General features: G+C 41.0%; 11 protein-coding genes and 9 tRNA genes. All 20 read left to right on the top strand.

The genetic code is table 11. The annotated features are described in order from the left end of the window. The first annotated feature begins 100 nt into the window (after window positions 1–100). The 20 genes from ruvC (at window position 101) to EVU92_RS21725 (ending at window position 11,118) form a co-directional block, all read left to right on the top strand. A complete protein-coding gene (ruvC, locus tag EVU92_RS13845; protein WP_054561285.1) occupies window positions 101–625 on the top strand; it encodes a crossover junction endodeoxyribonuclease RuvC in 525 nt (174 codons plus the stop codon). 1 nt (window position 626) lies between these two features. Next, entirely contained in the window at window positions 627–1,247 is a 621-nt protein-coding gene (ruvA, locus tag EVU92_RS13840) for a Holliday junction branch migration protein RuvA (RefSeq protein ID WP_130051709.1), read from the top strand. Window positions 1,248–1,254: 7 nt separating this feature from the next. After that, the gene (gene ruvB, locus EVU92_RS13835; RefSeq protein WP_130051708.1) at window positions 1,255–2,259 is read left to right on the top strand and encodes a Holliday junction branch migration DNA helicase RuvB; all 1,005 of its coding nucleotides are present in this window, start codon (window positions 1,255–1,257) and stop codon (window positions 2,257–2,259) included. Between the two features lie 939 nt (window positions 2,260–3,198). Further along, the gene (gene tolQ / locus EVU92_RS13830) at window positions 3,199–3,903 is read left to right on the top strand and encodes a protein TolQ (protein WP_130051707.1); all 705 of its coding nucleotides are present in this window, start codon (window positions 3,199–3,201) and stop codon (window positions 3,901–3,903) included. Beyond that, the gene (gene tolR, locus EVU92_RS13825) at window positions 3,890–4,315 is read left to right on the top strand and encodes a protein TolR (RefSeq protein ID WP_130051706.1); all 426 of its coding nucleotides are present in this window, start codon (window positions 3,890–3,892) and stop codon (window positions 4,313–4,315) included. The genes tolQ and tolR overlap by 14 nt, the downstream gene beginning before the upstream one ends. Window position 4,316: 1 nt before the next feature. Next, the gene (tolA, locus tag EVU92_RS13820) at window positions 4,317–5,255 is read left to right on the top strand and encodes a cell envelope integrity protein TolA (protein WP_130051705.1); all 939 of its coding nucleotides are present in this window, start codon (window positions 4,317–4,319) and stop codon (window positions 5,253–5,255) included. Between the two features lie 9 nt (window positions 5,256–5,264). Next, window positions 5,265–6,623, top strand: coding sequence for a Tol-Pal system beta propeller repeat protein TolB (gene tolB, locus EVU92_RS13815; RefSeq protein WP_130051704.1), 1,359 nt, complete (start codon window positions 5,265–5,267; stop codon window positions 6,621–6,623). A 34-nt stretch (window positions 6,624–6,657) separates the two neighbouring features. Continuing rightward, window positions 6,658–7,197, top strand: coding sequence for a peptidoglycan-associated lipoprotein Pal (pal, locus tag EVU92_RS13810; protein WP_130051703.1), 540 nt, complete (start codon window positions 6,658–6,660; stop codon window positions 7,195–7,197). Window positions 7,198–7,209: 12 nt separating this feature from the next. Beyond that, on the top strand, window positions 7,210–7,971 hold the full coding sequence (gene ybgF / locus EVU92_RS13805) for a tol-pal system protein YbgF (protein WP_130051702.1): 762 nt from the start codon (window positions 7,210–7,212) through the stop codon (window positions 7,969–7,971). Between the two features lie 168 nt (window positions 7,972–8,139). Then, window positions 8,140–8,215: transfer RNA gene (locus EVU92_RS13800), tRNA-Lys, on the top strand. A 62-nt stretch (window positions 8,216–8,277) separates the two neighbouring features. Next, a tRNA-Lys gene (locus EVU92_RS13795) sits at window positions 8,278–8,353 on the top strand. A 55-nt stretch (window positions 8,354–8,408) separates the two neighbouring features. After that, a tRNA-Lys gene (locus EVU92_RS13790) sits at window positions 8,409–8,484 on the top strand. A 56-nt stretch (window positions 8,485–8,540) separates the two neighbouring features. Beyond that, a tRNA-Lys gene (locus EVU92_RS13785) sits at window positions 8,541–8,616 on the top strand. Window positions 8,617–8,673: 57 nt separating this feature from the next. Then, window positions 8,674–8,749 (top strand) — tRNA-Lys (locus EVU92_RS13780). 58 nt (window positions 8,750–8,807) lie between these two features. Then, a tRNA-Lys gene (locus EVU92_RS13775) sits at window positions 8,808–8,883 on the top strand. 51 nt (window positions 8,884–8,934) lie between these two features. After that, window positions 8,935–9,010, top strand: a tRNA-Lys gene (locus tag EVU92_RS13770). Window positions 9,011–9,063: 53 nt separating this feature from the next. Beyond that, window positions 9,064–9,139, top strand: a tRNA-Lys gene (locus EVU92_RS13765). Window positions 9,140–9,268: 129 nt separating this feature from the next. Next, the gene (gene nadA / locus EVU92_RS13760; RefSeq protein ID WP_054561293.1) at window positions 9,269–10,309 is read left to right on the top strand and encodes a quinolinate synthase NadA; all 1,041 of its coding nucleotides are present in this window, start codon (window positions 9,269–9,271) and stop codon (window positions 10,307–10,309) included. Between the two features lie 150 nt (window positions 10,310–10,459). Beyond that, window positions 10,460–10,547, top strand: a tRNA-Ser gene (locus EVU92_RS13755). Window positions 10,548–10,641: 94 nt separating this feature from the next. After that, window positions 10,642–11,118 (top strand): DUF6538 domain-containing protein, encoded by a 477-nt coding sequence (locus EVU92_RS21725; protein ID WP_205987933.1) that lies wholly within the window; start codon window positions 10,642–10,644, stop codon window positions 11,116–11,118. The last annotated feature ends 24 nt before the right edge of the window (window positions 11,119–11,142 follow it).

Here is an 11,142-nt window from a genome sequence, read left to right as displayed (position 1 = left end):
TTGCGGGCATTTTTTATGAATTGCAATTGGTTACTGGTAATTTATACAGTGCTCTGGCATTATTAACACAGATAATAATGATAATAGATGGGTCAGTTAGTTGGCGATAATTTTAGGGATTGATCCTGGTTCACGGTTAACAGGGTACGGCGTGATTGCTCACCAAGGTGCTAAGTTCACTTATTTAGGAAGTGGTTGCATAAAATTGGCAGATCACGATTTTCCTGTTCGTTTAAAAATGATTTACCAAGGGATCAGTCAATTGGTAGAGCAATTCTCCCCAGACAGCTTTGCTATCGAAAAAGTGTTTATGGCACATAACCCTGATTCGGCACTTAAACTTGGTCAAGCTCGTGGCGCTGCCATTGTTGGCGCTTCAATGGCTGAGCTGCCAGTTTATGAATATTCAGCAAGGCAAATCAAGCAAGCTGTTGTGGGTAATGGCGGAGCCGATAAGTCTCAAGTACAGCATATGGTAAAGAATATTTTAAAGCTGCCTGGCACACCTCAAGCCGATGCCGCTGACGCTCTAGCAATTGCTATATGTCATGCACACTCAGAACAAAATTTAATTAAACTTGCGGGCAGTGCGAGCAAAACCGTAAGAGGACGATTAAGGAAGTAATATGATTGGTCGATTAAATGGCTTACTTGTTGAAAAACAGCCGCCAGAAATTCTTATTGAAGTAAGTGGTGTAGGCTACGAAGTGCAAATGCCTATGACCTGCTTTTATGATTTACCCGCAGTAGGTGAGCAAGCGATTATTTATACCCATTTTGTGGTACGTGAAGATGCCCAGCTATTATTTGGTTTTAACAATAAAACAGAGCGCGCTTTATTTAGAGAGCTATTAAAGGCTAATGGCGTAGGGCCAAAGTTAGGTCTTGCGATTTTATCGGGTATGTCAGCACAGCAATTTGTAAGTTGTGTAAACAATGAAGATGCAACCACACTGGTTAAACTTCCGGGGGTTGGTAAAAAAACTGCTGAGCGCTTAGTACTCGAAATGAAAGACAGACTGAAAGATTGGGGTAATGACTTATTTACACCATTTAGCGATAATGCCGTCATTGAGCCTGCAAGTGATGATACCCTAGTGGCAAATAATGCTGCCGATGATGCAGTATCTGCACTTGTGGCGTTAGGTTATAAGCTGCCGCAAGCACAAAAAGCGGTGAAAGCAGTGAACAAACCAGATATGACGACAGAGGTTCTAATTAAAGAAGCTCTAAAATCAATGTTGTGAGTAAACCATGATAGAAGCAGATCGCTTAATAGATGCGAGTGAACAAAGTAACGAAGACAGTGTTGATCGTGCCATACGGCCAAAACTGTTAACAGATTACACTGGCCAGCCGCATGTTAAGCAACAAATGGAAATATTTATCGAGGCGGCTCGCCATCGTGGCGAAGCCCTGGATCACCTATTAATATTTGGTCCACCGGGTCTTGGTAAAACCACACTTGCAAACATTGTTGCCAACGAGCTTAACGTTAATATTAAAACAACGTCAGGGCCAGTACTCGAAAAAGCTGGCGATTTAGCTGCTCTTTTAACTAACCTTGAAGAAGGTGACGTACTGTTTATTGACGAAATTCACCGCTTGAGCCCGCAGGTCGAAGAGATTTTGTATCCAGCAATGGAAGACTATCAGCTGGATATTATGATCGGTGAGGGCCCAGCCGCACGTTCAATTAAACTTGATTTACCGCCATTTACTTTAATAGGTGCGACAACCCGTGCAGGTTCACTCACCTCACCACTGAGAGACCGTTTTGGCATAGTGCAGCGTTTAGAATTTTATTCGGTTGAAGATTTATCAAAAATAGTTGCTCGTTCAGCAAGATTTTTAGATTTAACTATGTGCAATGAAGGTGCCACAGAAATAGCCAAGCGCTCACGTGGCACACCGCGAATAGCGAACCGTTTGTTACGCCGTGTTCGTGATTACACGCAAGTTAAATCTGACGGTAAAGTTAACGCATCGGTTGCAGAGCAAGCCCTCGATATGATTGATGTCGATAAAAGCGGTTTTGACTACATGGATAGAAAATACCTATTAGCTATTATCGAAAAATTTATGGGCGGCCCAGTTGGCCTTGATAACCTTGCAGCTGCAATAGGCGAAGAAAAAGAAACGATAGAAGATGTAATAGAACCGTTTTTAATTCAACAAGGCTTTATACAACGTACCCCGCGCGGACGACTTGTATCAGACATCGCTTACTTGCACTTTGGACTAACCCCAGATAAATAACAAAACTCAGGTTAGTTACAAAAGCTTTAAGTTATAAGTATTAAGCAGCTCGAGAGGGCTGCTTTTTAATAGAGATAAGTTGACTTTTTAAATGGCAATATAGATTTTACCGCATACCGCATACCGCATACCGCATACCGCATACCGCATACCGGCAAGAGTCATCTAACACCTGTAATTCACATGCTGTTAAGTTTTTGATAGGTATTCTCGTTGACGTTTGCGCAGGCAAAAAAAAGCCCGCATAAGGATGCGGGCAAACAACAAGTTGAAGGAAGTAATTCAGGGAACTACGGTCTACTAAAAGAAGGTTTTATCCTGATTTCAGTAAACCTAGAGCAATACGAAACTTCATATTGCTAAAAACGGAGCTTAATGAAAGAAACTTTCATGAGGTTGCTAGCTCGGTATAGGTAAATAATACGCAATGATGGATTTTTCTTCAAACTAGAAAAATTTAATTTTCAGATTAAAAAAACTAATGTGAGCAAAAAATTCTATTGTTTTCTTTTTGTTCGCTTTGTGGTTATTTTCTCTTTAACTGCATGAATAGAGTGGTTTTTATAAAATTCATATTCTGTATTCAGGATTAGTTTAAGTATTCTGTAGTAGATTTGCAAAAGTACTTTTGGGTGTTTATGCGTAATTTATGAATAAACGTCGTGTTTTTGATTGTTTTGGTTGCTTTTAAGCGTCACTCTAGTGACTTATTATTAAGGTAAAAATATGCATAAAAGTATTTGTAAAAATCAATCTGGCTAAAAAATAACTAAGCAAATTGCTTTTTACCGTTATTTGCCGCTAATTCACAGCAAGAGCGTTGTCAGTTCATAATTGACTAGATACACTAGTTATAACTTTTGGCCATGTTTGTGGTCAATAAATACAAGTGTAAAAAATATAACAAATTACATAGAAATCTATTTTTAGGAGTTTAACGTGGGATCAGGGCTTAACTTTTTAGATCTTATTCTAGAAGCCAGTGTACTTGTCCAGCTAGTAATGTTGGCATTAGTCGGCATGTCGGTAATGTCATGGGCAATTATTTTTCAACGTAAAAAAGCGATTTCTGATGCACTTAATGGCGCTAAGCGCTTTGAGCAAAAGTTTTGGTCAGGAATAGACTTAAGTAAATTATATAATGAAGTTTCAGCTCGTCCTGGTGGCGCATCAGGTGTTGAAGCATTATTCGTTGCTGGTTTTAAGGAGTTTGCACGACATAAGAAAAATTCACCGCAAAGTGCAAGCATCGTAATGGAAGGCACACATCGTTCAATGCGTGTGGCTTTGTCACGCGAAGTTGAAAAACTAGAATCAAGTTTATCGTTTTTAGCGACAGTGGGTTCAATTAGTCCTTATATCGGCCTTTTTGGTACGGTGTGGGGTATCATGAACGCATTCATTGCATTAGGTGAAGTTAAGCAAGCAACTTTACAAATGGTTGCGCCGGGTATCGCCGAAGCACTTATCGCAACAGCGATGGGTTTATTCGCAGCAATCCCTGCAGTTATTGCGTACAACCGTTTTGCAAATAAAGTAGAAAAGCTTGAAGGTAATTACATTAACTTCATGGAAGAGTTCGCCAATATTTTACACCGCCAAGCAGCTGCGCAAATAGAGGCTAAAGCGAATGTATCAGCGTAAGAAACGTCGCCCAGTAGGTGAGATAAATGTAGTTCCTTACATTGATGTAATGTTGGTACTACTTATTATATTTATGGCAACTGCACCACTTATTACTCATGGTGTAAAAGTGGACTTGCCGAAAATGGAAGAATCGGATCTTGTAGATACCAAAGATACACCACCTATCATTGCGTCAATTGATGCTGAAGGTAAGTACTATGTAAGTATCGGCACTGATCCAGAAGCTCCTATGGAAGCAATTGATGTAGCTGCTGTTATAAAATTACAACTTCAGAAAAACCCTGATACTCCGGTTATGATAAAAGGTTCTGGTCGTGTTTCTTATCAAGAAGTGTTGCTGTTAATGGACTTTTTGAAAAATGCCGGTGTGCCTTCAGTGGGTCTTATGACTGAGTCATTTGAGGGTTAGTATGCGTGAATCAGTAATAAAGTCGCTTCTATTGCACCTTGGTATTATTGTTTTCTTAGTCGTATCAGCGAACTTTCATATGCCAGCTCCTAAGGTAATGGAAGTGACATTGAATCCGGCTATGCCTGAACCAGAAAAAGCGGTTTCTGCAGTAACGGTTGATCAACAAAAGGTTGAGCAGAAAATTGCTGAACTTAAAAAGCAAGAAGAAGCAAAAAAACAAGCCGAAGCAAAGCGAATTCGAGATCTTGAACGTCGTGCAAATGACGCACGTAAGCAACGCGAAGCTGAAGACCGTCGTCTTAAAAAGTTAGAGCAACAACGCCGAGCGAAAGAGAAAGAAAAAGCAGAAGCTGAGGCTCAAGCGAAGAAAGCACGTGAAATACAAGAGAAAGAACGTGCCAAAGCTAAGCAAGCTGAAAAGCAAAAGCAAGAAGCTGAAGCCGCAGCAAAAGCCGCAGCTGAAAAACGTAAAGCTGAAGAAGATGCGTTAAAGAAAGCTGAAGCAGAGCGCAAGCGTAAAGCTGCTGAAGCTGAAGCTGAGCGTAAACGTAAAGAAGCTGAAGCAGAGCGTAAACGTCAGCAGGCATTGCAAGAACAAATGCTGCAAGAGCAGTTAGCTGCTGAGCAGGCTGCACGAAATAAAATACGTCAGCAACAAGTCTTGAGTGAAGTTGATAAATATAAAGCGTTAATTATGGCGCGTATTCAACAAACTTTACTTATTGATGAAAAAATGAAGAATAAGCAATGTCGCGTTAATATTCGCCTTGGTTTTAACGGGTTAGTAACTCAAGTAAAATCACTTGGTGGTGATAAATTAGTGTGTGAAGCTGCTCTTCGTGCTGTCCGTATGGCCGATACACTACCAGTTTCGCCTGATAAAGATGTTTTCGAGCAACTGAAAAATATTAACTTAACAATTAAGCCAGAATTCTAAAGGAATGATATGTTCAACCAGATAAAAACAGCATGTTTTATTGTATTACTGGGCTTTCATGGCATTGCCAGTGCTGCACTAGAAATTGTTATCACTGAAGGTATTGATGGAGCACGCCCAATAGCGGTTGTTCCATTTAAATACCAGGGCGTTGGTCCCATCCCTGAAAAATTGAGCACCGTTATTGCAGCTGATTTGATGCGTAGTGGTAAATTTAAACCTATTGATGTGACAAATATGCCTCAATTACCCGGCAAAGATGCTGATGTAGATTATGGTGCATGGGTCAATCAAGGTGTTGAAGCGGTACTTGTTGGTCAAGTTGAGCAACAACCGGGTGGACGTTACTTAGTAAAATATGAGCTTATCGATGTGATCCGTGGTCAAATTACAGGCGGCGAAACGCAAATGATGAGTAATGGTCAATTAGTGAAGAGCCAAGACCATGTATTAGATGCTCGTGAGAGTGTTATATCTGAAACAGGGTTTCGCCGTTATGCGCACCGTATTAGCGATGTAGTTTACGAAGCGCTTACGGGTGAAAAAGGTGCGTTTTTAACAAAAATTGCTTACGTTATTGTACGTGATAATGAACCGAAGCCTTATCAACTCGTTGTTGCTGACTATGATGGCTACAATGAGCAAGTATTGCTTCGTTCTAAAGAGCCACTTATGTCCCCAGCTTGGTCACCAGATGGTACTAAGCTTGCGTATGTAACCTTTGAAAATCGTCAAAGCCAAATTTACATTCAAGATTTGTATACGGGCAAACGTGAGTTAATCACAAGCCATCCAGGTATTAATGGTGCACCACAGTTTTCACCTGATGGAAAAAAACTATTATTAGTACTTTCAAAAGACCGTAACGGTGCAACAGAAGTCTATGTTTTAGACCTTGCAACTCGCAAAGAAAAGCGTTTAACAAATCATCGTAGTATCGATACAGAGCCTTCTTGGTATCCAAATGGGCAAGATATCGTGTTTACGTCTGAAAGGGGTGGTAATGCCCAGATTTATAAGTTAAATTTGCAAACTGGTAGAGCAAAACGTATGACGTTTGATGGTGATATGAATTTAGCAGGTTCGATTTCACCAGACGGAAAAGAATTAGTGATGGTGAATCGTACTAACGGTCAATACCATCTTGCTAAAAAAGAGCTAGCTACAGGTGCGTTTCAAGTATTAACAAGAACTCGCCTAGATGAATCGCCGAGTATCGCTCCAAACGGTTCGATGATTATCTACAGCACGCTTCATAATAATAAACAGGTGTTGGCGTTAGTGTCTATGGACGGTCGCTTTAAAGCTCGCTTACCTGTGCTAGATGGACAAGTTAAGGCGCCAGCTTGGTCGCCTTATTTACAGTAATTTTACTGGTTTACTCAATATAGGAATCAATTCAATGCAACTTAATAAAACTTTAAAAGGCCTGCTTATTGCTGTGCCAGTGATGACATTAGCGGCGTGTAGCTCTTCTTCAGGTGTTGATGAGGGTGCTGCAAACCAATCTAACCAAGGTATGGTTGAGCAATCAAACACTGATACTGTTGAAGTTGCAACGCTTACTCCAGAGCAACAAGCTGAAGAAGCACTTCGTGAAAAGTACGAAGCGTTACGTCAAGAGCAAATCATCTACTTTGGTTTTGATAACGCAAAAATCCAAAGCAAATACGCGGAGCTTTTACAAGCACACGCAGAATTCTTAGTACAAAACCCATCAGTTAAAGTACTAATCGAAGGTCACGCTGATGAGCGCGGTACGCCTGAGTACAACATCGCACTTGGTGAGCATCGTGGTCAAGCAGTAGAAAAATACCTACAAAGCTTAGGTGTTTCTGCTAGCCAAATGTCAGTAGTGAGCTATGGTGAAGAGAAGCCAATGGTTAAGTCTCGCACTGAAGAAGCGTTCGCGAAGAATCGTCGCGCAGTATTAGTTTACTAATAAAGAGTCATTATGAAGCCGAAAATTATTTTGGCAGCAATGATCTTAAGCGGGAGCACCCAGTTATGGGCTGCTCCCGCTCCTGTTTCAGAAGCTGCAAGCTCGCAATCGAGCATTGAAAAGCGTTTAATCGCATTAGAAAACATGATGAAGTCACGTAATTTATTGCAAGCTGAGCTTCAGCAACAGCTCAATATCTTACAAGACGAAGTGAGCCAAGTTCGTGGTATTACTGAAGAGCAAAGTTACAAGCTTGAAAAAGTACTTCAGCGTCAGCGTGAGCTTTATCAAGAGATTGAAAACCGAGTCAGCCAAGCTTATAGCCAGCCCGCTGCCGCACAAACTCAACCTACTAACTCTTATACGGATGTAGGTGCATCACAGGCAATTAGTTCAGATTTATCTGAAAATGAAGCCTATGAGCGTGCAGTGGCGTTAATAATGAAAGATAAACGTTATGAGCAAGCAATTCCGGAGTTCCAAACATTCTTAACTACTTACCCTAATTCAGTATATGCATCTAATGCACATTATTGGTTAGGTCAGCTATTAACAATTCAAAACGATCAAGCAGGTGCGACTGAGCATTTCAAAGTAGTTGTGAATGAATACCCTAATTCTAATAAACGCCCAGATGCGATGTTAAAGTTAGGAAACTTATTAGCGGAGCAAGGTTTAGGCGAACAAGCCCTTAAAACCTTTAATGATTTAATTAATCAGTACCCAAGTACCACCGCTGCAAAATTAGCCACAGAACGTCTGTCGCAAATGTAGTTTTGACCTGATTAGACTGCTTTTTGACATAAGCGGTCTAAAATTAGGCAACTAGACATAAAAACTTAAAAAAAGAGATATTTTCTGTTGCACTCAGCATTTAAATAAGTATTATAAGCGCCCGCAGCAGGCGATTGGTAACAACAGCCGAAATGCGGAAAAAAGAGCGGGTCATTAGCTCAGTTGGTAGAGCAGTGGACTTTTAATCCATTGGTCGATGGTTCAAGTCCATCATGACCCACCATTCTTTCAGAATGGTAATCTTTAATCGACGGATTTACGTATAGCTTTTAAAAGCATTAGAGCGGGTCATTAGCTCAGTTGGTAGAGCAGTGGACTTTTAATCCATTGGTCGATGGTTCAAGTCCATCATGACCCACCATTCTTTGAATGGTTTTCTATCGGCGGATTTACGCAGCTTTTATAAGCATCAGAGCGGGTCATTAGCTCAGTTGGTAGAGCAGTGGACTTTTAATCCATTGGTCGATGGTTCAAGTCCATCATGACCCACCATTCTTTGAATGGCTTTATATCGGCGGATTTACGTAGCTTTTTATAAGCGTCAGAGCGGGTCATTAGCTCAGTTGGTAGAGCAGTGGACTTTTAATCCATTGGTCGATGGTTCAAGTCCATCATGACCCACCATTCTTTTTGAATGGTCTCATATCGGCGGATTTACGCAGCTTTTATAAGCATCAGAGCGGGTCATTAGCTCAGTTGGTAGAGCAGTGGACTTTTAATCCATTGGTCGATGGTTCAAGTCCATCATGACCCACCATTCTTTTTGAATGGTCTTATATCGGCGGATTTACGCAGCTTTTTATAAGCAACAGAGCGGGTCATTAGCTCAGTTGGTAGAGCAGTGGACTTTTAATCCATTGGTCGATGGTTCAAGTCCATCATGACCCACCATTCTTCGAATGGTTCTATATCGGCGGATCTACGCACCTTAACATCCAGAGCGGGTCATTAGCTCAGTTGGTAGAGCAGTGGACTTTTAATCCATTGGTCGATGGTTCAAGTCCATCATGACCCACCATTTCTAAAATGGTATCTCAAATCGGCGGATTTACGCATCTTAATATCCAGAGCGGGTCATTAGCTCAGTTGGTAGAGCAGTGGACTTTTAATCCATTGGTCGATGGTTCAAGTCCATCATGACCCACCATTCCTGATTTATCTTTTCTTTCTAAGTTATCCTTTATTTATCTTAACAGCACACAGCAATACTGTTCTTTAGCTTAAGATTCTCGTATAATTCGCGCCATGAATGCACTGTGGACTAAGTGGTCGAGAAATGAGTCTAGCTGAACAAATTATGCCTGAAGATTATATCTTCCCTCCAAAGCCAGCTCCGTTATCAAAAGACGAGCAAGCTGAGTATAAGGCACGTATCAAACAATTATTAAAAGACAAGAACGCGGTTCTTGTTGCCCATTATTACACTGATCCTGAAATTCAAGCACTAGCTGAAGAAACAGGCGGTTGTGTTGCCGACTCGCTAGAAATGGCGCGTTTTGGCGCTAAGCACGACGCAGATGTAATTGTGGTAGCCGGTGTTCGCTTTATGGGCGAAACAGCAAAAATCCTAACGCCAAATAAAACAGTTGTTATGCCAACGCTTGCTGCAACTTGTTCATTAGACGTAGGTTGCCCAATTGAAGAATTCTCAGCGTTTTGTGATCAGCACCCTGATCGCAAGGTAGTAGTGTATGCAAATACATCAACAGCTGTGAAAGCCCGTGCAGATTGGATTGTTACTTCTTCATGTGCTCTAGAAATCGTTGAGCACCTTGATGAGCAAGGCGAAAAAATCATTTGGGGTCCAGATAAACACTTAGGTTCTTACATTCAAAAGAACACAGGTGCAGACATGATCATGTGGAATGGCGCCTGTATCGTTCATGACGAGTTTAAAACCAAAGCACTTAAGGATATGAAAGCCTTACACCCAGATGCGGCTGTATTGGTTCACCCAGAGTCTCCTGCGGAGATTGTAGCCTTAGCTGATGCGGTTGGCTCAACAAGCCAACTAATCAAAGCAGCGCAAACTATGGACAACAAAAAGTTCATCGTAGCGACTGACCGAGGCATTTTCTACAAAATGCAGCAGTTATGCCCAGAGAAAGAGTTCTTTGAAGCACCAACAGCCGGTGAAGGCGCAACCTGTAAAAGCTGTGCACATTGCCCGTGGATGGCAATGAACGGCTTAAAAGCGATTGAAGAAGCACTGACAGACCCTGAGGGTAAAGAAGTATTTGTAGATATGGATTTACGCGAAGGCGCATTAAAGTCGCTTAACCGTATGTTAGATTTCTCAGCAACGCTTCAACGTTAAGAGCGAATCGTCTATATATACAAAAGGCAAGGTCTATACCTTGCCTTTTTTGTTTGATTACTAATCACTTAACCACCGCATTTTAAAAAGCCCTTGCGTCTATAGGGTTGTTTTCATACTATAACGCCGCGCTAAACTATAAGCGCCTTAGGTGACGTGTCCGAGTGGCTGAAGGAGCACGCCTGGAAAGTGTGTATACGGCAACGTATCGAGAGTTCGAATCTCTCCGTCACCGCCATCCTACCTCAAAGCCTTTTATCCTGTGATGCCCATATTTATTGGCCTGCAGGAAAATCACTACATCTTCAAACTGGTACAAAAGGTTAGTACAAATGGGAATTACGGCTTCTCCACAAAGAAACCCAAAATCGGGTATTTATTATTTTAGAATGGGAGTTCCTAAAGACCTCCGTTCAACTATAGGTAAACGTGAATTTAAGACATCTTTAGGTACTACTAACTTAAGCGAAGCAAAACGTTTACACAGTGAGCATTATCAACAAGCATTGCATAAGATTGAATTAGCCAAGTTAAAACTCACTGGTGAGGCTAATGTTGCGCTTAATTACAAAGATTGTGTGATCATTGCAGAACGTTGGTACGAATATTCAAAGGTTAAAGCTGATAATTCAAAGGGACACAATTATCACTTAGTTAAAACTTTTAATAATGGTTTAAAAGATACAATAAATGCTAAAGGAAAGATAACGACAGAAGTAGTTAGATATGAAACAGATTTTGGACTTTCTGACACTTTATCAATTTCAGGCAAAGATCTCGACTCAGCTTCAGAGCAGCAATGCTTTTAAGCCCTAGTATTAAATTCTAGTCAC

The organism is Pseudoalteromonas sp. MEBiC 03485, assembly GCF_004195145.1.
Taxonomy (GTDB): domain Bacteria; phylum Pseudomonadota; class Gammaproteobacteria; order Enterobacterales; family Alteromonadaceae; genus Pseudoalteromonas; species Pseudoalteromonas apostichopi.
Note: the sequence above shows the minus strand (reverse complement) of the source record. Positions and strands in the feature narration are given on the sequence as shown.